The sequence below is a fragment of the Sphingobium sp. B1D7B genome (genome assembly GCF_025961965.1).
In the GTDB taxonomy this organism is placed as follows: Bacteria; Pseudomonadota; Alphaproteobacteria; order Sphingomonadales; family Sphingomonadaceae; genus Sphingobium.
This window is the reverse complement of record NZ_JAOQOR010000001.1, coordinates 2,821,335-2,847,445: the sequence shown is the minus strand read 5'-3', so window position 1 is coordinate 2,847,445 and position 26,111 is coordinate 2,821,335. Positions and strand designations below refer to the sequence as shown.

Sequence of the window (26,111 nt, the reverse complement as noted above, 5' to 3'; positions counted from 1 at the left end):
TGATCTCCTCTTTGCCGTCGCTTCCCGGTGGGAAGGGTCAGATTGGGTATCGCAATGACCGACCGTCTTTCTTCCCTCATGGCCCGCGGCACCGCCTTTCTCGGCAGCGAGACCGCGATCATCTGTGGCGCGATGAGCTGGGTCTCCGAGCGGCATCTGGTGTCCGCTGTCAGCAACGCCGGCGGCTTCGGCCTGATCGCTTGCGGCGCCATGACCCCCGAGCTGCTCGATACCGAGATCGCGGCGACCAAGGCGATGACGGACAAGCCCTTCGGCGTGAACCTCATCACTATGCACCCGCAGCTGTTCGATCTGATCGCGGTCTGCGCGCGCCATTCGGTGACGCATATCGTGCTGGCTGGCGGCCTCCCGCCCAAGGGCAGCATCGAGGCGATCAAGGCGAGCGGCGCCAAGGTGATCTGCTTTGCGCCGGCCCTGTCGCTGGCCAAGAAATTGCACCGCTCGGGCGTCGATGCGCTGGTGATCGAGGGCATGGAAGCGGGCGGCCATATCGGCCCGGTGGCGACCAGCGTGCTGGCGCAGGAAATTCTGCCGGTCATGGCAAGCGAGCTGCCGGTCTTCGTGGCCGGCGGCATCGGCCATGGCGAGGCGATCGCTGCTTATCTCGACATGGGCGCGGCCGGTGTGCAGCTGGGCACCCGCTTTGCCTGCGCCAGCGAGAGCATCGCTCACGCCAATTTCAAGAAGGCGTTCTTCCGGGCGTCGGCGCGCGACGCGATTGCCAGCGTTCAGATCGATTCGCGGTTGCCGGTGATCCCCGTGCGCGCCCTGCGCAACGCCGGAACCGACGCCTTCACCGCCAAGCAGCGCGAAGTCGCGCAACTGCTCGACGACGGCAAGGTCGATATGGGCGAGGCGCAGCTGCAGATCGAGCATTATTGGGCCGGTGCCCTGCGGCGGGCGGTGATCGATGGCGACATCGAAAATGGCTCGCTGATGGCCGGCCAGTCCGTGGGCATGGTGACGAAGGAAGAACCCGTCGCCGAGATCATCACGACCCTGATGGCCGAGGCGCGGGCCGCGTTGACGCGCCGGGTCGGCTGATCGCGGCACGGCTCTCGCAGACAGCCTGTCGGTCATTGGTTAACGGGTAGCGATATCACGGCGTTCCGTTTACAGCGGTGCGAACGCGCCGACTGGTGCGACCGTCGAAAAGAACAAGACATCGGGAGAGGTGCCGTGCTGAAGGGCCGGTCCAACGACAGGTGCATGAGGGGCGCGTTGTTGCGCGTTTCAACGCCTGCTTGCGTGTCTGCCGCGTCTCCTTCTTTTCCGACTGGCTTTCTTCCTCTGCTGCTCGCCATTCCGTCATCGTCTTTGCCGGGTTTCTCGCCCGGAAAGATCGAGACGAGGTTGGTTCCCGGCGGCAGTTTCTGATAGCAGGAACGCATGGATCAAACGCGGCGCCCGGAATCCCCATCGAGCAGTGCGGCCACGGCCGCGCGCAGAATTCTCTCTCGCCTCCATGAGGTGATGGCGGCGCGTACGCAGACGCAGGTGAAACTCAACAAGGTCGTCGAGATTGTCGGACAGGAGCTTTCGAGCGAGGTCTGCTCGATTTACTTGCTGCGCGATGGCATGCTGGAGCTGTTCGCGACGCGCGGCCTCAAGCAGGAGGCCGTTCACGTCACGCGCCTGGCGCCGGGCGAGGGGCTTGTCGGCACGATTGCCCAGAATGTCGAAACGCTCAACCTCGAGGAAGCGTCGGGCCATCCCGACTTCGCCTATCGGCCGGAAACGGGCGAGGAGCGCTTCCACAGCTTCGCCGGCGTGCCGATCGTGCGTCGTGAGAATGCAATTGGTGCGCTGTGCGTCCAGCATCTCGACCCGCGCGGCTATGAGGAAGTCGAGATCGAGGCGCTGCAGACGGTGGCGATGGTGCTCGCCGAGTTGATCAACAACGCCAATCTGGTCGATGAAAATCCCGGCGAAGATCGCCCGCTCGAAACCGGTGCGAGCATCCTCTCTGGCCTGCAGCTCGTGATGGGCATGGCCCGCGGTCACGCGGTGTTCCATCAGCCGCGCGTGACCATCGAGCATACCGTCGCCGAGGATGTTGAGGTCGAGCGGCAGCGCGTGTATTCGGCATTCGCCAAGATGCGCGAGCAGATCGAGCGGATGGCCGGGCAGGCCGAGTTCGGCATGGACGGCGAGCACAAGGAGGTGCTCGAGACCTACAAGATGTTCGCCTATGATGAAGGCTGGTCGCGGCGGATCAACGAAGCGATCGACTCCGGCCTCACGGCCGAGGCGGCAATCGAGCGGGTGCAGCAACGCACCCGGATGCGGATGCGGCAGATCGACGATCCGCTTCTGCAGGACCGGATGCATGATCTGGAGGATCTCTCCAACCGCCTGCTGCGCATCGTGGCGGGACAGCTTGGCACGGCTGCGCAACTGGGGCTGCGGCAGGACACAATTCTGATCGCGCGCAACCTGGGGCCGGCGGAGTTGTTGGAATATGACCGGCGGCGCCTCAAGGGCGTCGTGCTGGAAGAAGGCTCGCTGACCGCGCACGTCACGATCGTCGCGCGGGCCATGGGCGTGCCGGTGTTGGGCCGCGTCAAAAATACCCGGGCGCTAATCAACGAGGGCGATCTGCTGCTGCTCGATGTGAATCAGAACCGCCTCTACATCCGCCCCTCCGAGCCGATGGACGAGGCGTTCGAGAGCGGCCTGGCGCTCACGCAGAAGCGGCGCGCGGCCTATGCCGGGCAGCGCGATCTGCCGGCGGAGACGAAGGACGGCCAGCGCATCGAGCTGATGGTGAATGCCGGCCTGCGCGACGATGTCGCCGCGCTGGACGTGACGGGCGCCGATGGCATCGGCCTGTTCCGCACCGAGTTCCAGTTTCTCGTCTCGGCCACCCTGCCGCAGCGCGAGCGCCAGCAGCGGCTCTACAAGGAAGTGCTCGACGCGGCGGGCAGCCGCCCGGTCATTTTCCGCACGGTCGATATCGGCGGGGACAAGGCCCTGCCTTATCTGCGCAAGAGCGATTCCGACGATGAGGAAAATCCCGCCATGGGCTGGCGGGCGGTTCGCCTCGCTCTAGAGCGCGATGGCCTGATGAAGGCGCAGGCGCGGGCATTGCTGGAGGCCGCGGCCGGGCGGACCTTGCATGTCATGTTCCCGATGATCTCCGAGCCATGGGAACTCACCCAGGCGATGACCCTGTTTCGCGAGCAGAAGGACTGGCTCACCAAGCGTGGCCGCAAGTTGCCCAAGAGCGTCAAATATGGCGCGATGCTGGAAGTGCCCGCGCTCGCCGAGGCGCTCGACTTCGTGCTGCCGGAACTGGACTTTCTCTCCATCGGCACCAACGATCTCACCCAGTTCCTGTTTGCTGCCGACCGCGCGAACCCCAAGCTGGCTGAGCGTTACGATTGGCTGAGCGTCGCGATCCTCCGCTTCCTCGCCCGCGTGACGCGGACCTGCTCCGAGCATGGGGTGCCGGTGGGAGTCTGCGGCGAAATGGGCGGGCGGACGCTGGAAGCCATGGCCCTGCTCGGCCTTGGCATTCGGCGCCTTTCCATCACGCCGGCCTCGATCGGCCCGGTCAAGGCGATGGTACGCTCGGTGGATCTCACGGCCTTGTCGCAGGTCACGGTCGATTTGCTGAAGGGCGGGGTTGCCAACCTTCGCGAGCCACTCTCGCAGTGGGCCGACGATAACGGCGTCGATCTCGGTTGAGAGCCTGTGCGGTGCCGCGCCAGCGAATTCGCGCGTTGACACCGCATAGCGACTGATGGAACAAAGGAATTGGCAAAAAGACCGAAAATAGACGGAAAAAGGCCTCAATGCGCGAAGATGCGAACGAAAATGAGACGGTCGCGCGCAGCGGACTGAGTGCATCGGCAAAGATGCGGCAGGCGCGTGAGGCCGCAGGCATGTCGCTCGATGATGTAGCGAACCGCACGCGGATTACCTTGCGCCATCTCACCGCGCTGGAAGCCGGTGACTATCAGGCCCTTCCCGGAACGACCTATTGCGCAGGTTTCTCGCGCGCTTATGCCCGCGCGGTCGGCATCGACGAACACGCCCTTGTCAGCAAGGTGCGTGAAGAAATCGCTGAAATGGGCGTCGAGCAGGACCCTTATGAGATCGAGGAGCCAGTCGATCCCAGCAGCGTTCCGCCGCGCTATCTGGTGATCGCCGCCGCCGTCATCGCGCTGCTGTTTGCGGGCGGTTACGCGATCTGGCGGACCCAGTACATCACGCCGCCGACCGACGACCAGCTTGCGATCGAGCAGCGAACCGAGCCGCGCATCGCCGACCCGCGCAACAAATCGGCGGCGCCCGCGCAGAACCCGGCGCAGGCGCGTCCCAATGGCCCGGTGGTCCTGACTGCGGTGAACGAGGTTTGGCTGCGCATCTATCAGCCGGACGGAAAGCGTCTCTTCGAAGGGACGCTGGAGAAGGACAAGAGCTTCACCGTCCCGGCCGAGGCACAGGACCCGATGATCCTCACCGGGCGTCCGGATGCGCTGGCGGTGACCGTTGGCGGGCAGGCTATCCCGCCACTCGGGACTGCCGAGCGGACGATATCGGATGTTCCGCTGACGGCTGCGGCTTTGCTTGAACGCCGCGTTCAGCCCACAGACACCGATCCGGCGGCATCGCAAACCAGCAATGGTGATGCACCGCCGGCGGGTTGATGCTAGCAGGCACGGCCTCGCCAACGGATGGGGTTGCGCTCATTGCGCCTCCGCCACCGGCCAACATGATTTGAACATATCAGGAATTTCACCATGGCAGCAGAGCTTTCCCCCCACGAGATGACCAGTAAACGGACCGGCGGCGGGATTGTCCGCGCGCTGCTCCTTGCCGGCGCCGGCCTGCCGCTGCTCTTCAGTGCCCCGGCAAGCGCCCAGCGCACGGTGGAAGGCCGCGTCGATCGGCTCGAGCAGGAAATGCGGGCCGTGCAGCGCAAGGTGTTTCCCGGCGGGGCGGGCCAGATCATGGCGCCGGAAGTCACGCCGCCTGCGCCGACGCCCGGTGTCGCAGCCGGTGCGCCCGCGACGACGCCGATTGCGGATCTGACGGCGCGAATCAACGCCGTGGAGGCGCAGCTCGCTCGCCTCACCGGTCAGGTCGAGGAGAATGAGCACCGGCTCCGTCAGCTGGAAGAGAATTTCAAGGCGATGAGCGCCGCGCAGGCTGCTCCGGCCGTCGATCCGGCCAGTCCCTTTGGCCCGCCCAGCGCGCCGCTCCCCGACCGCGCGGCCCAGGCTGCGCCGGCGGCGACCCCACGCCCAGCAGCGCAGCCGTCCCTCGTGGCCCGCACCGAAGCGGTGGCGGCGGTCGAGCGCCCCAGCACCGGCAATGCCGCGCTGGATAGCTACACCTATGGCTTCCGCCTCTGGACCGCGAAATTCTATCCCGAGGCGCAGGTGCAGCTGCAGCAGACCGTCGACAAATATGGCAAGGACCCGATCGCCAGCCGTGCCCATAATCTGCTCGGCCGTGCGTTTCTCGATGACAAGAAGCCGGCGGCTGCAGCCAAGATTTTCTACGAAAATTACCGGCAGCGCCCGGCTGGCGACCGCGCGGCGGAGAGCCTTGCCTGGGTGGGTGAGTCGCTCATCCAGCTCAACCGGCTGAAGGACGCGTGCCTCGCCTATGATGAGTTGAACGAGGTGTTCGGCGCCAACATGCCGGCCAGCGTGCGCGACATGATGACCAAGGGCCGGACCCGCGCCAAATGTAGTGGCTGACACGCTCGCGCAGCGATTTCCCGAGGCAGTTCAGCACCTGCTTGGGCGCGCCTTGCAAGCGTCCGAGCGCGTTGGCATCGCAGTCTCGGGCGGAGCGGACAGCATGGCGCTGCTCTCGCTGGCTGCGCGTTGCTGGCCCGGGCAGGTTGAGGCGGCGACGGTCGATCACCGATTGCGAGCCGATTCCGCCGCGGAAGCAGCCATGGTGGCCCATTGGTGCCAAAGCGAGGGCGTACCCCACGCGACTTTGACCGTCGCGCGGTCCCTTGACGGCAATCTTCAGGCGGCGGCACGTGCAGCGCGCTATGCCCTGTTGGAGGACTGGCAGCAGGCGCGGGGCCTCGACTGGCTGATGACGGCGCATCAGGCGGACGATCAGCTCGAAACGCTGGTCCTGCGGCTCAATCGCGGGGCGGGGGTGGCGGGACTGTCAGCCATCCGGGCCCGGCGCGGGACATTGCTGCGGCCGCTGCTCAATGAGCGCCGCGCTGATCTGCGCGCGTGGTGCCAGAGCGAAAACGTCCCGTTCATCGACGATCCGAGCAACGAGAACCAGCGGTTCGACCGCGTAAGGGTTCGGCAGGCACTGACTGGCTGCGATCTGATTGACCCCGGTGGCATGAACCGCGCGCTGGAAGCGCTGGGCGAAGCGGAGGACGCCATCGCGTGGATGCTGGACCGGCTCGCCGCCGAGCACCTTGTGCTGGCCGAGGATCGCGCCGACCTCACGCGAACGGACCTGCCGCCCGAGCTGCTTCGCCGCCTGATCTTGCGCATGGTTGCCCATCTCAATCCGCAGGCAGAAAAACCGCGCGGGCCATCGCTGGATCAAGCGCTTGTTCAACTTTTCGATGGTAAGACCGTCACCTTGGCAGACTGCCTTGTCACCGGAGGGGCGCGATGGACGATGCGGCGGGCACCACCGCGCAAGTCGTGCTGAGCCCAAAGCCGTTCCGGGCATTGTGTTCCGGGCAGGAAGTCCTATTTTGGACCGCGAAAGCGAGTGGTTGATGAACGATAACAAAGAGCCGCAAGGCAATCCATGGATCAAGAGCGCCCTCATATTGGCGGGCGTGTTTCTTGCGCTGCTAATGTTCGTGACGGTGTTCGACAGCAAGGGCATGAGCAACAACGGCACCGCGATTGCCTATTCCGATTTCCGCGACCGGGTTTCGGCTGACGCGGTGAAGGAAGTGGCGATCGGTCCGGACCGGATCAGTGGCGTGCTCAAGAACGATCAGCGTTTCGTCACCTACGCCGTGCCGGACCCGCAGCTCACGGCGCTGCTGGACGAGCATAAGGTCAAATATAGCGGCCAGCCCGAAGAACAGCCGAACTTCTGGATGATCCTGCTCTACCAGTCGCTGCCGTTCATCCTGATCCTCGGCATCGCCTTTTTCGTTCTGCGCCAGATGCAGAAGGGTGGCGGCGCCGGTGGCGCGATGGGCTTTGGCAAGTCCAAGGCCAAGCTGCTCACCGAGAAGCAGGGGCGGGTGACGTTCGACGACGTGGCCGGCATCGATGAAGCCCGTGAGGAGCTTCAGGAGATCGTCGAGTTCCTCAAGGACCCGAGCAAGTTTGCGCGACTGGGCGGCAAGATCCCCAAGGGCGCGCTGCTGGTCGGCTCGCCGGGCACCGGCAAGACGCTGCTGGCGCGCGCGATCGCGGGCGAGGCGGGCGTGCCGTTCTTCACCATTTCGGGCTCTGACTTCGTCGAAATGTTTGTGGGCGTCGGCGCAAGCCGCGTGCGCGACATGTTCGAGCAGGCCAAGAAGAACGCACCCTGCATCGTCTTCATCGACGAGATCGACGCGGTCGGTCGCCATCGTGGCGCGGGCCTGGGCAATGGCAATGACGAGCGCGAGCAGACGCTGAACCAGCTGCTGGTCGAGATGGATGGCTTTGAATCGAACGAAGGCATCATCATCATCGCCGCGACCAACCGGCCTGACGTGCTCGATCCGGCGCTGCTGCGTCCGGGTCGTTTCGACCGTCAGGTCGTCGTGCCGCGGCCGGATATCGAGGGGCGCATCAAGATCCTCGAAGTCCATATGGCGAAGGTGCCGCTGGCGCCCGACGTCGATGCCCGCACGATTGCACGTGGTACGCCCGGCTTCTCCGGTGCCGACCTTGCCAATCTCGTCAACGAGGCGGCGCTGATGGCGGCGCGGCGCGGCAAGCGTCTCGTGGCCAGCGCCGAGTTCGAGGCGGCCAAGGACAAGGTGATGATGGGCTCCGAACGGCGCTCCATGGTCATGACCGAGGACGAGAAGAAGATGACGGCCTATCATGAGGCTGGTCACGCCATCGTCGCGATTCACGAGCCGGCGTCCGATCCGATCCACAAGGCGACAATCATCCCGCGCGGTCGCGCACTGGGCATGGTGATGCGTCTGCCCGAGCGGGACAGCTACAGCTATCACCGCGACAAGATGCACGCCAATCTGGCGGTCGCCATGGGCGGGCGCGTGGCTGAGGAAGTGATCTTCGGTCACGAAAAGGTGTCGTCCGGTGCTTCCGGCGATATCCAGTACGCCACGCGGCTCGCGCGCGACATGGTCACCCAGTGGGGCATGTCCGACGAGCTGGGGCCGCTGCAATATGAGGAGCCGCAGGGCGAGACCTTCCTCGGTTACTCGCAAAGCCAGCGCGTGCACATGTCCAATGAAACCGCGCAGAAGATCGACGCGGAGATCCGCAAGGTTGTCGAATCCGGTTATGATCGGGCCAAGACGGTGCTGAGCGATCATCTCGACCAGCTTCACCTGCTGGCCAATGCGCTGCTGGAGTTCGAAACGCTCTCGGGCGACGAGATCAAGACTTTGATCGACAAGGGCGAACTCGTGCGTCCGAGTGGTGAGAAGATCCGGCCCTCTCCGGTCCCGGTGACGGGCACGTCGATCCCCAAGACGGGCAAGCGCAAAGGCCCGATCAGCGATCCGACGCCGCAAAACGTCTGACCCTCATGAGGGTGGACACGAAAGACTGATTGTCGCCGCGAGCCCACGGGCTTTGCGGCGACATTCATTTCAACAGGCGGCCATTTCAAGAAGCGGCGCAGGAGGACGGATGCCCATCTATATTGACGAAAGCGGCAGTCTTCCCGCGGGCGCCATGATCATGGCTGGCGTCGAGATCGAGGCGGATGCAGCAGACCGGCTGCTGGCTCGGTTTCGTGCGGTTGTGGGTTTGCGCGGTGAGCTCAAGGGCAGCCGGATCGGTCTGGTCGAACGCGCCTTCTTCTTCGAACTGCTCGACCGGTTCGGTGCCCGGGCCAAGATCTGCATCATCCGCGCCGACCCGCAAGACGCCGGACGCCGTCCCGAAGACCTCGACGTCTATGTCGCTCTACTCACCCAACTGGTAGATGAGTGGCGACCGGATGCGGAGGAGGATTGTCTGCAGGTCTTCATCGATGCGGGTCGCTATGACACGCTAGTGCTGGAATCCGTGCGGCACGACATTGCCAAAAGGCTCGCGCGATGCGGCAGCGCGCAGATGATCGACAGCAGGCGCTCGGCGGGGGTGCAGATCGCCGATGTCGTCGCCAACAGCTTCTACAACATCGCGATCCGGTCTGGCCGCTCCGCACGGATCGAGACCATCGTCGAGCCCTTTCTTGCAGGCGGCGTGCTGCAAACCAGCGATTTGCGCCACAGGCCGGCACCGCGCGCGCCGCATCCGGTAGCGGCAAGGCACGATTGACGTCGAATTCAGGCCCTAGCCGCATAAAAAAAGGCGGCTTCGACTGTGCCGAAACCGCCTTTCAATCTGATGTTCTGGGGGCTTAGCCGTCGTAATCGGCACCCAGGCTGTGCGAGCGCGGCGGCGTCGCAGCCGTGAGGCGCAGCGCCTCGGCAGAGCGTGCGATCGAGCCGATTTCGTCCGGCGTATCGTCGTCGTCGATCTGCATCTTCTGCATCGAGCCGACGAGATCATGCTTGAGGTCGTCCGGCATGATCGTCTCTTCAGCGATCTCGCGCAGAGCGACGACCGGGTTCTTGTCGCGATCCCGATCCACGGTCAGCTCGGCGCCACCGGAGATGGTCCGGGCGCGCTGGGCCGCGAGGAGAACGAGGTCGAACCGGTTGGGAACCTTGTCGATGCAATCTTCGACAGTAACGCGCGCCATGCTTGGCTCCTGAACAGATTAAGGAGAATGCGGGAAAGGCTGTCAGCTAACAGTCGAGGGAGCGAAAGTCAAGAAAATCGCAGGGGCGATGGGAGGCTCGCGGCGCTGCGATCGTGGAAACAATAGCGTCCATCCGGCATTGAAAGGGTGGGATGCGCGCGTGATGGTTGGCAAGGCAGGGTGGTTGACGCATGAGGGGGGGCATGACAGGCAACGTCTCTACGCTGGCACCGCGCGTGCAGGATGATCGCCTGCACGAGGTGGCCGGTAACAAGCTCAGGTTGCTGCCCGGCGGGCAGGATCGGCTCGATACGCTGCTCGATCTGATTGGCAACGCGCGCGAGACACTCGACCTCTATTTTTATATTTTCGCGGCGGACGACTGCAGCACGCTGATCCGTGACGCTCTGGTCGAGGCCTGCAAGCGCGGCGTCGCTGTCACACTGATGATCGACGCGTTCGGATCGGCGCGGACGCCCGATGGGTTCTTCGATGCCTTCATCTGTGCTGGTGGGCGTTTCGCGCGGTTCGGTGCGCGTCGATCCATGCGCTACCTGATCCGCAATCATCAGAAGATGGTGATCTGCGATGGCCGGCGGGCGATGATCGGCGGGTTCAATTGCGAGAACAGCTACTTCGCAGGCCCCGAGGACGCGAACGCCTGGTGCGACCTCGGCCTCGCGCTTGAAGGGCCGCTCGTCGAAGATCTCGGCCGATGGTATCAGGGATTGGCGAAGTGGAGCCTGGAAAGCCGGCAGCGGTTCAGCCATCTGCGCCGGCTGGTCCGCACCTGGCAGCCCGGCGAAGGAAAGGCGCGCTGGCTGATCGGGGGACCGACGCGCTTTCTTAACAGCTGGGCCAAGTGCGTGAAGACAGATTTGCACCATGGCCGCACGCTCGATCTGGTCGCGGCCTATTTTTCCCCGAGCCCCGGCATCATGCGCCGCATAGCCGGCATCGCCCAGCGTGGGAGCGCCCGGCTCATCACGCCGGAGCGATCCGATAACACCACCACGGTCGGGGCTGCCCGGCACTTGTATCGGCGGCTGCTGCGGGCCGGGGTGCGAATCCTGGAATATCAGCCGCAGAAGCTGCACATGAAGCTGATCGTCATTGATGACATCGTCTACGTCGGTTCCGCCAATTTTGACATGCGCAGCCTGTTCCTCAATCTGGAGCTGATGCTGCGCATCGAGGATGCCGAATTTGCCCGCGCCGCGCGCGCGCTGGTCGACACGATGGCGAAGGACAGCACGGTCATCGACGGCCGCACTTATGCGGCACTCGCCAGTCCGTTCAGTCGGTTTCGATGGTGGATCGATTATCTTCTGGTCGGCGTGGCCGACTATACCGTCACGCGACGGCTAAACTTTCGGCGTCGCTGAGCGCGGCGCCCACGTCGTCACCCTTGCGCGCCCAGAACAGGCGGGCAGGGGGAATGCATCGCCACACCATGCCTTGCGCGACATTCGCGAAATTGGCTTCAAGGCGTGAGAGCACGAAGCGCGAATATTGATAGACGAGAAACTGCCCGCCCGGACGGATGGCGCGCGCCGTTGCGGCAGCGATGTCGTCGGCGACAGCGGGGGGCAGAGTGGAAAAGGGCAGGCCGGAGATGATGTAATCCGCGGCCTCGAAACCCTCACGTGCGAGAATGGCTTCCACATCGGCGGCCGATCCTTCCACGCAGATCAGCCTTGGGTCCGCCATGTGCTGGCGCAGGTGGGTTACGAACATGGGATTGGTATCGATGGCGATCAGCCGCGCGTCCGGCCCAAGCCGCTCAAGAATGCGCCGGGTGAACACGCCCGTGCCCGGCCCATATTCGACGACGCAACGCACATCCTGCCAATCGACCGGATCGAGCAGGGCGTGAATGGCGATGTCGGACGTGGGGATCACCGATCCCACCATCCGCGGATGGCGGATAAACTGTTGAAGGAACAAAAATTTGGGAGACATTGCCAACGTCGTTGCGGTCACTTTCCGGGCTTCCCTCTCTTTGACGTGACAAATTAACGCGCGACGCGCAAGGTCGTTTCTTAAGCCTTGAAGAATATTGCTAAAATTCTTCGGCCAACATCAGCGTTTGTCGCGCGCTTGTCTTAGGCCGTTGGGCCGCTCTGCTTGTCGCCCAGCTCCAGACCGTGCTTCATGAGCATGGGGACATTGGCCATGGCGAACAGCATCGAGGCAGCGGTGACGCCCCAGACCTTGACCAGCAGCCACGTATCGAAATCGAGCGACATCCGCATCAGTTCATTCGCCACGCCGAGCGCCGCGAAGAAGAAGCCCCAGTTGCGCGAGAGCTTGAGCCAGCCCGTTTCATCCAGCCCGCTATAGGCCGACTGCAGCAGGTAGCGCAGCAACGGGCGGCCGCCCATCCAGCCCCCGATCAGCATCAGCGCGAAGAAGCCGTAAATGATCGTCGGCTTGAGCTGGATAAAGGCCGGATCATGGAAATACAGCGTCAGGGCGCCGAAGAAGAGAACCAGGATCGCCGAGAGCCAGAGCATCGGCGACACCTTGCCCAGCCGCCATTTGCTGACCACCACGGCCACCGCAATCGCGGCCATGAAGGCGGCAGTGCCGGCAAACATGCCGATGAACTTGGTGGCAAGGAAGAAGACGAGCAACGGCCCGAAATCAAGTGCCATCGGCAGCCAGCTTTCGCCCTTCGGGCCGGGTGCGATCGGCGCGGAATCGATGGTCGCATCGACGCGGGGCCGGGCTTTGTCGTCAGCGTGCATAAGCCGCTCCTGCAATGGCGTGGGCGAGTTCGCCGGGGTCGAAGGGGCGCAGATCGTCGATCTTCTCGCCTACGCCGATGGCGTGAATGGGCAGGCCGAATTTCTCGGCCGCCGCGACCAGAACGCCGCCCCGCGCCGTGCCATCCAGCTTGGTCATCACCAGCCCGGTGACATTGGCGACATTCTGGAAAATCTCGATCTGCGACAGCGCATTCTGGCCGGTCGTCGCGTCGAGCACGAGCACGACATCGTGCGGCGCGGCGGGATTGAGGCGCCCCAGCACGCGGCGGATCTTGGCCAGCTCGTCCATCAACTCCGTGCGGTTCTGCAACCGCCCGGCGGTATCGACGATAAGGATGTCCGTGCCCTGCGCGGTCGCCTGCTTGACCGCGTCGAACACCACGCCTGCCGCATCGCCGCCTTCCGGTCCGGTGACGATGGGCACGCCCAACCGCTCGGCCCAGATGCGCAACTGGCCGATGGCCGCGGCGCGGAAGGTGTCGCCGGCCGCCAGCATCACGCTGTAGTCCTGCTCCTGGAACAGATGCGCGAGCTTGGCGATGGTCGTCGTCTTGCCCGAGCCGTTGACGCCGATGACTAGGATGACCTGCGGGCGCGGGAAAGCCTCGATCTCGATGGGCTTGGCTACCGGGGTCAGCACCTTCTCGATTTCCTCGGCGAGGATCTCGCGCAGATATTCCTCGGTCAGTTCCTTGTTGAAGCGCCCCTCGGCTAGCCGGTCACGGATGCGCGCGGCCATCGCCGGGCCAAGATCGGTCGTGTAGAGCGCTTCCTCCAGCTCATCGAGCGTCTGCTCATCCAGCGCCGCCTTGGCAAAGACGCCGGAAATGCTCTCACCGAGCCGGTCGGAAGTGCGTTTGAAGCCGCCGAAAAGGCGATCGCGCCAGGAAAGTTCAGCCATGCTCGGCTCCATGCGCGATGAGCGTGTTTCCCTCAAGCCCCGTGATGCGGGCGCGGACAATCTCGCCGGGCTTTTGTGGGGTAGCAAAGCGGACCGGCGCGAAGCTCTCGCCATAGCCCATGAGTCCGCTGGTCTCGATCAGCACGCTCTGGGTGGAGCCGACGAGGGCGCGAAGCCATACCGTCCGTTCGGCGTCACAGGCGGCCCGAAGCCGCGCGGCGCGCTCGCGGATTACGGCCCGGTCGACCTGGGGCATCCGCGCTGCCGGGGTGGTGTCACGCGGCGAGTAAGGGAAAATATGGCCGTGAACGATGCGGCAATCACGAACCAGCGCGAGACTGTTCTCGAACATCCCATCGTCCTCGGTCGGGAAGCCGGCAATGATGTCCGCGCCGATGGCGATCTCCGGGCGCCTCGCGTGCAAGCGCTCGACCAGATCGACGGCCTGAGCACGGCTGTGCCGACGCTTCATCCGCTTGAGAATCATGTCATCGCCCGCCTGCAGCGAGAGATGGACATGCGGCATGAGCCGCGGTTCGCCGGCGATGAGCTCGAACAGCCGGTCGTCGATCTCGATGCCGTCGAGTGAGGAGAGGCGCAGGCGGGGCAGGTCAGGCACATGGCGCAGGATGCGCTCGACCAGCAGCCCGAGACTGGGCGTGCCGGGCAGGTCCGGCCCATAGCTCGTCACGTCGACGCCGGTGAGCACGATTTCCTGCACGCCCTCATCGACCAGTGCGCGGATCTGATCCACCACGGCGCCGGCCGGTACCGATCGGCTCGGTCCACGGCCGAAGGGGATGATGCAGAAGGTGCAGCGATGATCGCAGCCATTCTGCACCACGACGAAGGCGCGAACCCGCTCGGCAAAGGCGGCCAGCAGGTGCGGCGCCTGATGTTCGAGGGTCATGATATCGGCGACACGGACCCGCTCGGGCGATGGAATCTCTCCTCCGTTCGTGTCGAGCGAAGTCGAGACACCAGAGGACGAGCCTGGCCGTATCTCGACTTCGCTCGATACGAACGGAGAGGTCCGGAGATGCTCTGCAAAGTCCGCCTTCTCGCCATTCCCGATCACGGCGGCAACCTCCGGCATAGCAGCGAACATTCCGGGGTCGGTCTGCGCCGCGCAGCCTGTGACCACGATGCGCGCCTCCGGCCGGGCACGATGAGCGCGGCGAATGGCTTGGCGGGTCTGGCGGACGGCCTCGCCGGTGACCGCGCAGCTGTTCACCACGACAAGATCATCCTGCCCGCCCAATTGCTGGCGAATGGCCTCACTCTCGGCAATGTTGAGCCGGCAGCCGAGCGTGATGACCTCGGGGCCGGTCATGCGGCGGGTGCGAACTCAGCCGGATCGAGCGTGCCATCGAACACATGGGCAGCCGGGCCGGTCATGCTGATATGGCCACCCGGCGCCCAATCGATGAGAAGATCACCGCCCGGCAGACTGACGCGCACCGGACCTTGAGCGATCCCCCGGCGAAGCGCGCTGACTGCCGTCGCGCAGGCGCCGGTCCCGCAGGCCTGGGTGAAGCCAGCTCCGCGTTCCCAGACCACCAACCGAATATGGTCGGGCGCGAGCATCTGCGCGAAATTCACGTTCACGCGGGTTGGGAACAGCGGATCATGCTCGATCAGCGGCCCGAGGCGCGCCATGTCCACATCATCCAGCGCATCGACGAAGAACACCACATGCGGGTTGCCAATGCTCACCGCGGACGGCGCCGGCAGATCGTCCCAGCTCACCGGCATGGTGAGCGTGTCCATGGCATAAGCCAACGGCACCTGCTCCCAATCCGTCCGCGCCTCGCCCATGTCGACGCTGACCAAATTACCCTGGCGATGCGCCTCCAGCAGTCCGGCATTGGTCTCGATGGTGACGTCCCGCCCCACGAACAGCGGCACGCAGCGGGTGGCATTGCCGCACGCATCGACCTCGCTGCCATCCTGGTTGAAGATGCGCATGGAGACATCGGCGCGCTCGGAGGCGCCGACGACGATCAACTGATCGCATCCCACCCCGGTCCGACGGTCGGCAATGGCCCGTGCCAGCTGCTCGGTCATGACGACAGGTCGCTCGCGGGCATCGATGACCACGAAGTCATTTCCGAGGCCGTGCATCTTGGCGAAGGAGAGAAGGGCGGGGTTGGCAGACATGCGGCGCATTTAGGCGCGCGAGGCGGCGAAGTCCATGTTTCGCGGAAAAATGCAGCTGCTCGGGGTTGTCACTGCGGCCCCCAACGCCCATTCTCTATCGAAGCTGATGAGATGGAGGAGGCATGATGAGACGATTGACCCTGGTGGCGGCACTGGCGCTTCTTTCTGCCTGCGGCCAATCCGGGTCAAATCTCTCGGAGGACGTCTCGAACAGCCTCAACGTGCTGGAAGGCGATGTCGGATCGCAAGCCAAGGCAGCCAATGCGATGAACAGCGCCGGCAACAGCGCGGCGAATAGCACAGAGCCGGGCAAAGTGCTCGTCGGCGGCCTGCCCTTGCGGCTGGGCTATTATGTTTCCAACGAAACGGCCTGTGAGTCAGCCTCCAAAGCCACGGTCACGCTGATCGGCCGGAATGGCTATAGCGGCGCGCGCTACAGTTGCACCTTCGGCACCATCGAGAAGACCGGCGCCACCACCTATCGCGTGACCGAGACATGCCGGGAAGGCGATGCCCTCGCAAGCCGGCAGGAGGTGCGCACCAGCACCCGGACCTATGACGTGACCGATGCGGAAAATTACGCTGCCCAATCGGACAGCGGCTGGGCCAACAAGGCGCGTTACTGCCCGCAGAGCAGCCTGCCGGCACCGTGGAAAGACGAGGATATGCGCGCGCTGACCGGCGCGCCGCCACCAGAAAAGCCCTGACCCTTCACCGGCGGGGCACAAGTACCCGCCACAAGATTGCGCTTTTGCCTCTGCGGCCCTTTTGCGGTATCCGGCCCGCTGTTTCCCTCATTCAACCGCTGGAGAAGCCCCTGTGGGATATCGTGTCGTCGTCGTAGGCGCCACCGGCAACGTCGGTCGCGAAATGCTCAACATCCTTGCCGAGCGGGAGTTCCCCATCGACGAGATCGCGGCCGTTGCCAGTGCGCGGTCGACGGGCGACGAGATCGAGTTCGGTGAGACCGGCAAGATGCTCAAGGTCAAGAATATCGAGCATTTCGATTTCACGGGCTGGGATATGGCCCTGTTCGCCGCCGGCTCCGGACCGACCAAGGAATATGCGCCCAAGGCCGCCGCCGCTGGCTGCGTGGTGATCGACAACAGCTCGCTCTACCGCATGGACCCCGATGTGCCGCTCATCGTGCCGGAGGTGAATCCCGAGGCCATCGAGGGCTACCGACGCAAGAACATCATCGCGAACCCTAATTGCTCGACCGCGCAGCTCGTCGTGGCGCTCAAGCCACTGCACGATGCCGCCAAGATCAAGCGGGTGGTCGTGGCGACCTATCAGTCCGTGTCCGGGGCCGGCAAGGAGGGGATGGACGAGCTGTTCGAGCAGAGCCGTAACATCTTCGTCGGCGATTCCGCTGAACCCAAGAAGTTCACCAAGCAGATCGCCTTCAACGTCATTCCCCACATCGACGTGTTCCTCGACGATGGCTCCACCAAGGAAGAGTGGAAGATGGTGGTCGAGACCAAGAAGATCCTCGATCCCAAGATCAAGGTCACCGCGACCTGCGTGCGGGTGCCGGTGTTCGTCGGCCACAGCGAGGCCGTAAACATCGAGTTCGAGGATGAGATCAGCGCGAAGGAAGCGAAGAAAATCCTGCGTGAGGCGCCGGGTGTGATGCTCGTCGACAAGCATGAAGACGGCGGATACGTCACCCCGGTCGAGTGCGTGGGCGATTATGCGACCTTCGTCAGCCGCGTACGCGAGGATTCGACCGTCGAGAACGGCCTGTCGCTCTGGTGCGTCTCGGATAATCTGCGCAAGGGCGCGGCGCTGAATGCGGTGCAGATCGCCGAACTGCTCGGCCGCGAGCACCTGCAGAAGGGCTGAGCCTTATACCTGTCAACGCCCGGCGGCGACCGTCCGCCGGGCTTGGCGCCCCCTCACTCGCTGATCGGGGGTGGCGGGGGCGATCCTGGCCCTCGCTTGGGCTTGCGCAGGAAGAAGGCGGCCGGAATGATCAGCGTGCTGACGATGGCCATGGCGTAGAAATCGTCGAGGAAGGCGATCATCGTCGCCTGCTGGTTCACGATCCCGTCGATCGTCGCGAGTACGGTCGTGCCGAAGCTGCCGAAGCGCTGCAACTCGCTCGGGTCCACCGGCAGATTGGCCGACGAGATATGCTGCGTGAGATCGGCATGGCTGACCTGGCTGTTGCGCGCCAGCAGCGCCATCACCACCGCGATGCCGATGGACGAGCCGATGTTCCGGGTAAGGTTGAGCACGGCGGCGCCCTCGGTGCGGGCGCCGGGTGGCAGGGTGCCGAAGGCGAGCATCTGCAGGGGCACGAATACGATGCCGATACCGGCCCCCTGAACTACGCCGGTGACCACGAACGGCACCCAGTTCTGCTCCAGTGACCAGCCGGTCATCATCCACAAAGAACTGGCCGTGACCGAGAAGCCGCCGGCAATCAGCACGCGCGGATCGATGAGGCTGGTCAGGCGGCTGGAAAGGGCCATGGCGACCAGCAGGCCCGCGCCGCGTGTCGCCAGGATCCAGCCGGTGTCGACCACTGAATAGCCATAGAGGCCCTGGAGCAGCGGCGGGAGCAGCGCCATGGCGGCGAACATCACCAGACCGATGATGAACATGAACGCAGCGGCGCTCAGGAAATTGCGATCTGCGAAGAGGGCAGGGGCGAAGAGCGGCTTGCGGGCGGTGAGCGTGTGGACCGCGAACATCCACAGGCCGCTAACGGCCAGAGCGGCCTCGACCCAGATTTCCGTCGAGGAGAACCAGTCGGCATGTTGCCCGCGGTCAAGCATGAGCTGGAGGCTCGCCAGACCCAAGGCGATCAGCGCGAAGCCGAACAGGTCGAAATTCCGCCGCTGCAGCGGCTTCTCGGGGAGAAGGGCGTAAAGCCCGACCAGGCAGACGATGCCGAAGGGGACGTTGACGAAGAAGCACCAGCGCCAGTCGATCCACTCGGTCAGCCACCCGCCGACCACCGGCCCCATGATCGGGCCGATCATGACGCCCATGCCATAGACGGACATCGCCTTGGCGTGCTGGGACGGGCGATTGATGTCGAGCATCAAGCTCTGCGCCAGCGGGCCGACAAAGGCGCCGCCAACACCCTGCAGCGCGCGGAACAGCACCATCTCCGTCAGGCTCTGCGCAATGCCGCAGAGCACGGAGGCCACCACGAAGACGAAGACGGAAATCAGCAGCAGTCGCCGCGTCCCGATCCGGTCCGCAAGCCAGCCGGTGATGGGAATGGCGATGGCGGCGGCGAGGATGTAGCTGGTGAGTACCCAGCTGATTGTCTCGTCACTGGCACCGAGTGAGGCGCGCATGTGCGGCAGCGCCACGTTGGTGATCGTCGTATCGAGCACCTGCATGATCATGGCCGACATGATCGCCATGGTCAGCAGCGCCTTGTGGCGCACCTGCAGTTGCGGAAGATCCGACGTAGGGGCCATGATGCCGGTTTGCGTCAGCGGGCGGAGGCGACTGCGGCGCCAGCTTTGGTCGCGTGAATGTCCACCGTCACCTTCGCGCTCAGGCCAGCGATCATCGGCCGCTCCGGATGGCCGTCGATAGCGATGCGCACCGGCACGCGCTGCGTCACCTTCACCCAGTTGCCATTGGCATTCTGGGCCGGGAGTACTGAAAACTCAGAGCCCGTACCTGCGCCGATGCTGTCGACATGGCCACGGATATGCGATCCGGGATAGGCATCGATCTTGATATCGGCGCTCTGGCCCGGGCGCATCCTGTCGAGATCGGTTTCCTTGAAATTCGCGGTCACCCAGATCCGGTCGCTAGCGACGATGCTGACCAGTGGCAGACCTTGCACCGCCATCTGACCGACTTGCAGGCGACTGGCCTGGCTGATCCGGCCGGAGACCGGGGCATGGACCACGGTGCGATCGAGGTTGAGAGCGGCCTGATCGCGCTGGGCTTGCGCCGCGGCGATTTCAGGATTCACGCCCGGCACCTGCGCGCCGTTGGCGAGCGCCGCCTTGGCCTTGGCGGCATCGGCTTCCGCCGTGCGCAGCCGCGTGCGGGCATTGTCGAGCGCCTGCTGGGATTGCTGGAGACGGGCGCGGGTAGTGAACCCGTCCTTCATCAGCGCCTGCTGCCGGTCGAGATCCTGCTGGGCGTAATAGACATCCTCACGCGCACCGGTGATGTCGACGTTCGTAGCCTGAAAATCCGTGCGGAGGCGCCCGACCGCGACCTGCGCATTGGCGATCTGGGCGTTGGCCTGCTGGAGGGCGACCTTGTAGGGCTGCTGGTCGACGACGAACAGCACGTCTCCGGCCTTCACCATCTGGTTCTCGCGAACCTTCACCTCGATGATCCGCCCAGCGACATCGCTGCCGACTGCCACGATGTCCTGCTTTACATAGGCATTGTCGGTGGAGACGGTGCGCCCGCTCGTCGCCCAGAACCACGCACCCACCGCCAGAATGATCAGCGGCACCGAAATCATGAGCAGGCGGTTGCGCAAGCGCTTGCCGCGCGGCTCCGCTGCGGCAGATTCATCGGGGGTAGCCACGGTCTCGGCAGGCGCAGGCGACTGAGCGGTCGGACGCAGGGCAGGATCGGCTTCAGACATGGACTGCCGCCTCCTTTGCGGCCGCGTCAGTGGCAGGCTGGCTATCGCCGGAAAGATTGTCACGGATGCGGCAGAGCACGGAAAGCACGGTTTCCTGCTCCTCCGCTGAAATGCCGGCGAGCGATTCATTGAGCACCCGCTGGCCGATCTGCTGCAATTCGGCGGCGAGCGGCTTGGCCGCCTCGGTCAGGAACAGCTGCCAGGCGCGGCGGTCCTGCGGATCGCGGCGGCGCTCGACCATGTCGGCCTGCTCGAGACGGTCCACCATGCGGCAGGTCGTGATCGGCTCGACATCCAGCCGCTCGGCAAGCGCGCCTTGGTTGATGCCGGGAAAGCGCATGATCTGCGCGAGCGCGCGCATCTGCGGCCCGGTAATGCCAAGGCTGCGGGTGCGCTCGTCAAACCTGCGACGATACAGGCGCCCGAGGTCGCCGATTGCAAAGGCGAGATGATTGCCGTCCATGATGCCGGCGCATTTAGTAAGCCGGCTTATTAAAAGCAAGTCCAGACTCTGTACCCCGCGCACGGGACGGCGCGCTCATTTCCCGCGTATTCGCCTTGCCTTCGGTGGGCGATCTCGCCCACAATCAGGCGATGACAGATACATCGACGATCCGCATCGACCATCTTCAAGGCCATGGCGGCACGCGCATCGCCGTCCATCGGCTCGGCGATGGGCCGGCGGTCATTATGCTGCATGGCCTCAGTTCAAGCGCGCAAATCAACTGGCAGCGTTATGGCACGGCCCAGAAAATCGCCGATGCCGGTTTCGAGGCGATCATGATCGATCAGCGCGTGCATGGCAGCAGCGATGCGCCGACGGATGCCGATGCCTATCCGCAGGACGTGATGCTGCTCGACCTGGAAGCGGTGATCGGGACGCTGGGCGTCAACCAGTTCGATCTTGTCGGCTATTCCATGGGCGCGCGGCTGTGCCTGGGACTGATCGACCGGGGCATGACGCCTCGCAGGCTGGTGCTCGGCGGCATGGGGCTGGAAGGCCTGCTGGAGTGGACGCGCCGCCGGCAGTTCTTCCTCAACGCGCTCGATCATTTCGAGACAGTGCGGCCGGGCGACCGCGACTATATGGCGATCCAGTTCATGAAGACAATGAAGATCGATCCGGTCGCCTTGCGCCTGCTGCTGATGAGCATGAGCGATATGGATCGCGCGGTGCTGACCAAGGTGACGATGCCGACCCTGGTGCTGTGCGGCGAGGATGATGACGATAACGGGTCGGCCGATGCGCTGGTCGCGGCGCTGCCCAATGCGCAACGCGGCACATGCCCAGGCACCCATATGACAGCGATCACCAAACCGGAATTCGGACAGGTCATCGCCGATTATCTCGCGGGTTGACGAACCTAGCCCTGACAGGCCAGCTTGGCCGTAATCCACAGGCTCAGGCCACAGGTTCAGGGACACCAATCATGTTCAATCCCGTTTCGCGCCTTGCCGTAGCGGCAGCGCTCTCATTGGCCGTTTGCGGCGCGCCGGCTTTTGCCCAGGCCGATTCGGCTCCGACACAGGCAATGCCCACGGCGGCGCAGGCCGATGCCCTCGTGGCGCAGGCCGAGAAGGAATTCTTCGATTATTCGCTGGAGGCCAATCAGGTCTATTGGGTCAACGCGACCTATCTGACCGAGGATACCGATGCGCTTGCCGCCCGCGTCGGCGCCAAGGGCACCGAGATGTCGGTCCGCTATGCGCTGGAGGCCGCCAAGTTCGAGAAGGTGCCGGGCCTCTCCTACGACACCAAGCGCAAGCTCGACATCTTGCGGGCAGGCATCGTGCTGCCGGCGCCGACCACGCCCGGCGCTGCCGCCGAGCTGAACGCCATCGCGACCAAGCTGCAGTCCGATTATGGCAAGGGCCGCGGCACGTTGGACGGCAAGCCGATCAACGGCAGCGATATCGAAGCGGAAATGGGCAATCTCGACCACACGCCGAACGAGTATCGGGAGATGTGGACGAGCTGGCACGACAATGTGGGCAAACCGATGCGCGGCGAGTTCGAGCGGCTGGTGACCATCGCCAATGAAGGCGCCAAGGAGCTGGGCTTTGCGGATGCAGGCGCGATGTGGCGCTCCAATTACGATATGCCGCCGGACGACTTCGCCAAGCTGACCGAGAAGCTCTGGCAGGATGTGAAGCCGCTCTACGATTCGCTGCACTGCTATGTGCGGGACAAGCTGAACGCCAAATATGGCGATGCGGTCCAGCCCAAGACCGGGCCGATCCGCGCCGATCTTCTCGGCAATATGTGGGCGCAGGAGTGGGGCAATATCTACCCGCTGGTCGCGCCGGCCGGGGCTGGGGATCTGGGCTATGACATCGGTGCCCTGCTCAAGGCCAAGGGCTATGTGGAAACCAGCCCGACCGAGGCGGACCCCGCCAAGCGTGGCAAGTGGGAAACGCAGATGTTCAAGTTCGGCGAGGGCTTCTTCTCCTCGCTCGGCTTCGACCCGCTGCCGGAAACCTTCTGGACGCGCACCCAGTTCATCAAGCCGCTCGACCGGGAAGTGGTCTGCCACGCTTCGGCCTGGGATATCGACAACAAGGACGATATCCGCATCAAGATGTGCACCAAGGTAGACAGCGGCGACTTCGTCACCATCCATCATGAGCTGGGGCACAATTACTATCAGCGCGCCTATAAGGACAAGAGCTTCCTCTATCTGAACGGCGCCAATGACGGCTTCCATGAGGCCATTGGCGACACCATCGCGCTGTCGATCACGCCGCAATATCTGGTCGACATCGGCCTGCTCGATCCGTCCAAGGTGCCAGGCACGGACAAGGACATCGGCCTGCTGCTGCGGCAGGCGATGGACAAGATCGCCTTCCTGCCCTTCGGCCTGCTGATCGATCGCTGGCGCTGGGGCGTGTTCGACGGCTCGATCCAGCCCGCGGACTACAACAAGGCGTGGAATGCCATGCGGCTGCAATATCAGGGCATCGTTCCGCCGACGGACCGTCCGGATGACGCCTTCGACGCCGGCGCGAAATATCACATTCCGGCGAGTGTGCCCTATACCCGTTACTTCCTGGCGCGGCTGCTGCAGTTCCAATTTTATGAGGCTGCCTGCAAGCAATCGGGCTGGAAGGGGCCGCTCCACCGCTGTTCCTTCTACGGCAACAAGGCCGTCGGTGAAAAGCTGAACGCCATGCTGGAAATGGGCGCCTCCCGCCCGTGGCCGGATGCGCTGCAGGCCTTCACCGGCTCGCGCGAGATGAGCGGCAAGGCACTGGCCGCCTATTTCTCGCCGCTGAAGACTTGGCTGGACCGGCAGAACAAGGGAAAGAGCTGCGGCTGGTGAGCCGCCAGCGGGGCAGGGCGAGCCGCTCTGCCCCGTCCTTACACCGAAGCCTTGATCGTCCGCTGATGCGTTAGGCGCGGGCGAGGCGAGTGGACGTGCGAATGATGGTTAACGCAGCAGGGAATGCGCGCAATGCTTAGATAAACATGCTATTTGACAGCATGTTAGATGGTCTGGTGGGCATATGGTCTGGCTTCTCCTGTTAATCGTCTCGGCCGGCATTGGCTTGCTCGCATCGTCCCTTCCCTCGATCCATTCGATCCTCAAGGCCCTCAAAGGTGGCGATTTGTACCGCCGCTGGAATCGCCTTCGCTGGTTGGTCGTCGGCTTCATCATGGCCTATGCCGTGTACGGCAGCACTCGCTTTGCCACGGTGTCGGAGCCAACGGATTTGCTTGGCAGTTTGATTCTGCTGGCGGGCGGGTTCTTCGTGCTCGCCGTGGCCCGGCTCTCCGCGCTGACCACGCAGGATCTCGTGCGCATCGCCATACTGGAGCGCGACGTGGTGCGCGATCCGCTCACCGGCACGTTCAACCGACGCTATCTCGACACAAGGCTGGACGAAGAGATCAGCCGCTCCCGCCGCTCGGGACTGCCCCTATCGACGCTGATGATCGATCTGGACCATTTCAAAGGCGTCAATGATTTCTATGGGCATCTGGTCGGGGATCAGGTGTTGCGTCACGTGAGTTCGCTGATCCAGAGCCAGGTGCGTCTGAATGACATCGTGGTGCGCTATGGCGGCGAAGAGTTCGTTGTAATCACGCCGGACAGCAGCCTGGAAGATGCGGCGCGGCTGGGGCACCGGCTGCTGCGACAGTTGCGCGACCACAGCATCGATTTGCCCAATGGCGACACGCTGGCGGTCACCGCCAGCATCGGCGCAGCCACGCTTGCGGAGGCGGAGGGGCGCACGACATTCCTGCGCCGGGCGGATGATGCGCTGTATGAGGCCAAGCGCGGGGGCCGCGATCGGCTTTGCGTCGCCGGCCGGCTGGCGGAGGAGAGCCCGGCCTGACGTCCCTTCGCGCCGTCAGCGAAACGGCGGCTCGTTGAACGCGCGCAGCTTGCGGCTGTGCAGGCGGTCGCCCTGCTGGCGCAGGCGTTCGCAGGTCTCGATGCCGATGGCGAGGTGGCCCGCTATGGCTTCCTCGTAGAAGCGATTGGCCTGGCCCGGCAGCTTGAGTTCGCCATGGATCGGCTTGTCGGAGACGCACAGCAACGTGCCATAGGGCACCCGGAAGCGATATCCCTGGGCAGCGATGGTCGCGCTCTCCATATCCACGCCCACCGCGCGCGAGAGGGAGAAGCGCAGGGCCGAGCGGGAGTAGCGCAGTTCCCAGTTGCGGTCGTCCGTCGTCACGATGGTGCCGGTGCGCAGGCGGCGCTTCATGTCGCCGCTGGCGCCCAGAATATGCTCGCACGCCTCGGCCATCGCCACCTGCACCTCGGCAATGGCGGGCACCGGAATTTCCGGCGGCAACATTTCATCGAGCACATGGTCGTCGCGCAGATAGGCATGGGCCAGCACATAATCACCGATCCGCTGGCTCGGGCGCAGGCCGCCGCAGTGACCGATCATAAGCCAAGCCTCGGGGCGCAAAACCGCGAGATGATCGCAGATGGTTTTCGCGTTGGCGGGGCCGACGCCGATGTTGACCAGCGTGATGCCGGTGCCGTCCGGGGCGATCAAGTGGTAGGCCGGCATCTGGTGACGCCGCCAGGCGCTGTCAGCGATCGCGCTTTCCGGATTGGCGGTGTCGGCGGTGACCTCGACGCCCCCGGCACCGGAAAGCGCCGTGAAACGCGTGCCCGGTCGCTTGAGTTCGGTGCAGCCCCAGCGCACGAATTCATCGACATAGCGGTGATAGTTGGTGAACAGAATGTAGCGCTGGACGTGCTCAGGCGGCGTGCCGGTGTAATGCCGCAGACGCGCTAGACTGAAATCCGTGCGCAGCGCATCGAACAGCGCCAGCGGTCGCTCGCCTGATGGGCCGGGCAGCAGCAGCCCGTCCGCCACCTCATCACCGATCTGCGCGAGCTCCGTCGAGGGGAAATGGCGCGCCAACTCGCTCGGCGGAATTGCGGCAAGTGTGCCGGCGGGCAGCGAATCCAGCACATAGGGGAACGGGATCGCCTGATCGCTCCGGCCGACGCTGACTTCCACCTCATAGTCGGCCATCAGCAGATCGAGCTGTTCGGTCAGATAGCGCGCGAACATCTGCGGCCGGGTGATCGTCGTCACATAATGGCCGGGGCGAGAGAGGCGCGCGAAGGAGCGGCGGCTCGGCACGCCGTCATTGGTCTGATGATAATCGATGATCAGCGAGGGATAGCAGAAATCCCGGTCCGCCACCGAGCGGGCGGAAGGCACGGTGCCATCCTTGGCATAAGCGAAAATGGCCTCGCGCAAATTGGCGGTCGCGGTTTCATAGCCCGCGATCAGCGCTTCGACGATGTGGGTGCTGGAAGCTTGGTTCATGCCCCTTCATAGCTGGCCTGTATGACAG

General features: G+C 64.3%; 23 protein-coding genes. 13 read left to right on the top strand and 10 right to left on the bottom strand.

Going from position 1 to position 26,111, the window contains the following annotated elements; genetic code table 11:
* The first annotated feature begins 54 nt into the window (after positions 1 to 54).
* The 7 genes from M2336_RS13260 (at position 55) to M2336_RS13230 (ending at position 9,440) form a co-directional block, all read left to right on the top strand.
* Positions 55 to 1,065 carry an NAD(P)H-dependent flavin oxidoreductase gene (locus tag M2336_RS13260; RefSeq protein WP_264572898.1) on the top strand — a complete coding sequence of 337 codons (1,011 nt, stop codon included), beginning with the start codon at positions 55 to 57 and terminating at the stop codon, positions 1,063 to 1,065.
* 345 nt (positions 1,066 to 1,410) lie between these two features.
* Positions 1,411 to 3,711 (top strand): phosphoenolpyruvate--protein phosphotransferase, encoded by a 2,301-nt coding sequence (ptsP, locus tag M2336_RS13255; RefSeq protein ID WP_264572897.1) that lies wholly within the window; start codon positions 1,411 to 1,413, stop codon positions 3,709 to 3,711.
* A 107-nt stretch (positions 3,712 to 3,818) separates the two neighbouring features.
* Positions 3,819 to 4,676, top strand: coding sequence for a helix-turn-helix domain-containing protein (locus M2336_RS13250; RefSeq protein ID WP_264572896.1), 858 nt, complete (start codon positions 3,819 to 3,821; stop codon positions 4,674 to 4,676).
* Between the two features lie 93 nt (positions 4,677 to 4,769).
* A complete protein-coding gene (locus M2336_RS13245; protein WP_413716182.1) occupies positions 4,770 to 5,735 on the top strand; it encodes a hypothetical protein in 966 nt (321 codons plus the stop codon).
* The gene (gene tilS, locus M2336_RS13240) at positions 5,728 to 6,675 is read left to right on the top strand and encodes a tRNA lysidine(34) synthetase TilS (protein ID WP_264572894.1); all 948 of its coding nucleotides are present in this window, start codon (positions 5,728 to 5,730) and stop codon (positions 6,673 to 6,675) included. The genes M2336_RS13245 and tilS overlap by 8 nt, the downstream gene beginning before the upstream one ends.
* A gap of 70 nt (positions 6,676 to 6,745) precedes the next feature.
* The gene (gene ftsH / locus M2336_RS13235) at positions 6,746 to 8,695 is read left to right on the top strand and encodes an ATP-dependent zinc metalloprotease FtsH (RefSeq protein WP_181559746.1); all 1,950 of its coding nucleotides are present in this window, start codon (positions 6,746 to 6,748) and stop codon (positions 8,693 to 8,695) included.
* A 109-nt stretch (positions 8,696 to 8,804) separates the two neighbouring features.
* Positions 8,805 to 9,440, top strand: coding sequence for a DUF3800 domain-containing protein (locus M2336_RS13230; protein ID WP_264572893.1), 636 nt, complete (start codon positions 8,805 to 8,807; stop codon positions 9,438 to 9,440).
* A gap of 82 nt (positions 9,441 to 9,522) precedes the next feature.
* Here the strand turns inward: M2336_RS13230 and rpoZ are convergent, their stop codons facing one another.
* Positions 9,523 to 9,867 (bottom strand): DNA-directed RNA polymerase subunit omega, encoded by a 345-nt coding sequence (rpoZ, locus tag M2336_RS13225; RefSeq protein WP_181559744.1) that lies wholly within the window; start codon positions 9,865 to 9,867, stop codon positions 9,523 to 9,525.
* 203 nt (positions 9,868 to 10,070) lie between these two features.
* Here rpoZ and M2336_RS13220 point away from each other — a divergent pair, with 203 nt between their 5' ends.
* Positions 10,071 to 11,252: a phospholipase D-like domain-containing protein gene (locus tag M2336_RS13220; protein WP_264572892.1), complete on the top strand. Its 1,182-nt coding sequence runs from the start codon at positions 10,071 to 10,073 to the stop codon at positions 11,250 to 11,252.
* On the opposite strand, the gene M2336_RS13215 is transcribed toward M2336_RS13220, so the two are convergent.
* The 5 genes from M2336_RS13215 to dapF form a co-directional block, all read right to left on the bottom strand.
* On the bottom strand, positions 11,221 to 11,829 hold the full coding sequence (locus tag M2336_RS13215) for a class I SAM-dependent methyltransferase (protein ID WP_264593050.1): 609 nt from the start codon (positions 11,827 to 11,829) through the stop codon (positions 11,221 to 11,223). The two genes, M2336_RS13220 and M2336_RS13215, sit on opposite strands and share 32 nt — an antisense overlap.
* A gap of 143 nt (positions 11,830 to 11,972) precedes the next feature.
* Positions 11,973 to 12,617 carry an inner membrane-spanning protein YciB gene (locus M2336_RS13210; RefSeq protein ID WP_413715131.1) on the bottom strand — a complete coding sequence of 215 codons (645 nt, stop codon included), beginning with the start codon at positions 12,615 to 12,617 and terminating at the stop codon, positions 11,973 to 11,975.
* The gene (gene ftsY, locus M2336_RS13205; protein ID WP_264572890.1) at positions 12,607 to 13,539 is read right to left on the bottom strand and encodes a signal recognition particle-docking protein FtsY; all 933 of its coding nucleotides are present in this window, start codon (positions 13,537 to 13,539) and stop codon (positions 12,607 to 12,609) included. The genes M2336_RS13210 and ftsY overlap by 11 nt, the downstream gene beginning before the upstream one ends.
* Positions 13,532 to 14,872, bottom strand: a complete 1,341-nt coding sequence (gene mtaB / locus M2336_RS13200; protein ID WP_264572889.1) for a tRNA (N(6)-L-threonylcarbamoyladenosine(37)-C(2))-methylthiotransferase MtaB — start codon at positions 14,870 to 14,872, stop codon at positions 13,532 to 13,534. Before mtaB ends, ftsY begins: the two co-directional genes overlap by 8 nt.
* Positions 14,869 to 15,699 (bottom strand): diaminopimelate epimerase, encoded by an 831-nt coding sequence (gene dapF / locus M2336_RS13195; RefSeq protein WP_264572888.1) that lies wholly within the window; start codon positions 15,697 to 15,699, stop codon positions 14,869 to 14,871. Before dapF ends, mtaB begins: the two co-directional genes overlap by 4 nt.
* 125 nt (positions 15,700 to 15,824) lie before the next feature.
* Here dapF and M2336_RS13190 point away from each other — a divergent pair, with 125 nt between their 5' ends.
* Together M2336_RS13190 and M2336_RS13185 are read left to right on the top strand one after the other, a co-directional pair.
* A complete protein-coding gene (locus M2336_RS13190; RefSeq protein WP_264593049.1) occupies positions 15,825 to 16,406 on the top strand; it encodes a hypothetical protein in 582 nt (193 codons plus the stop codon).
* A gap of 112 nt (positions 16,407 to 16,518) precedes the next feature.
* Positions 16,519 to 17,544 carry an aspartate-semialdehyde dehydrogenase gene (locus M2336_RS13185; RefSeq protein WP_264572886.1) on the top strand — a complete coding sequence of 342 codons (1,026 nt, stop codon included), beginning with the start codon at positions 16,519 to 16,521 and terminating at the stop codon, positions 17,542 to 17,544.
* A 53-nt stretch (positions 17,545 to 17,597) separates the two neighbouring features.
* Here M2336_RS13185 and M2336_RS13180 read toward each other — a convergent pair whose 3' ends face one another.
* Genes M2336_RS13180 through M2336_RS13170 form a run of 3 tightly spaced genes read right to left on the bottom strand, consistent with a single transcriptional unit; the run spans position 17,598 to position 20,744 of the window.
* On the bottom strand, positions 17,598 to 19,139 hold the full coding sequence (locus M2336_RS13180; RefSeq protein WP_264572885.1) for a DHA2 family efflux MFS transporter permease subunit: 1,542 nt from the start codon (positions 19,137 to 19,139) through the stop codon (positions 17,598 to 17,600).
* A 14-nt stretch (positions 19,140 to 19,153) separates the two neighbouring features.
* Positions 19,154 to 20,281, bottom strand: a complete 1,128-nt coding sequence (locus tag M2336_RS13175; RefSeq protein WP_264570361.1) for an HlyD family secretion protein — start codon at positions 20,279 to 20,281, stop codon at positions 19,154 to 19,156.
* Complete coding sequence (locus tag M2336_RS13170; protein WP_264572884.1) at positions 20,274 to 20,744, bottom strand: MarR family winged helix-turn-helix transcriptional regulator; 471 nt, start codon at positions 20,742 to 20,744, stop codon at positions 20,274 to 20,276. The genes M2336_RS13175 and M2336_RS13170 overlap by 8 nt, the downstream gene beginning before the upstream one ends.
* Positions 20,745 to 20,875: 131 nt before the next feature.
* On the opposite strand from M2336_RS13170, the gene M2336_RS13165 reads away from it, so the two are divergent.
* The 3 genes from M2336_RS13165 (at position 20,876) to M2336_RS13155 (ending at position 24,619) form a co-directional block, all read left to right on the top strand.
* A complete protein-coding gene (locus M2336_RS13165) occupies positions 20,876 to 21,640 on the top strand; it encodes an alpha/beta fold hydrolase (protein WP_264572883.1) in 765 nt (254 codons plus the stop codon).
* 71 nt (positions 21,641 to 21,711) lie between these two features.
* Positions 21,712 to 23,601, top strand: coding sequence for a M2 family metallopeptidase (locus tag M2336_RS13160; protein ID WP_264572882.1), 1,890 nt, complete (start codon positions 21,712 to 21,714; stop codon positions 23,599 to 23,601).
* A gap of 184 nt (positions 23,602 to 23,785) precedes the next feature.
* Positions 23,786 to 24,619, top strand: a complete 834-nt coding sequence (locus M2336_RS13155) for a GGDEF domain-containing protein (RefSeq protein WP_181559729.1) — start codon at positions 23,786 to 23,788, stop codon at positions 24,617 to 24,619.
* Between the two features lie 15 nt (positions 24,620 to 24,634).
* Here M2336_RS13155 and M2336_RS13150 read toward each other — a convergent pair whose 3' ends face one another.
* Positions 24,635 to 26,083, bottom strand: a complete 1,449-nt coding sequence (locus tag M2336_RS13150) for an AMP nucleosidase (protein ID WP_181559728.1) — start codon at positions 26,081 to 26,083, stop codon at positions 24,635 to 24,637.
* Positions 26,084 to 26,111 lie beyond the last annotated feature (28 nt).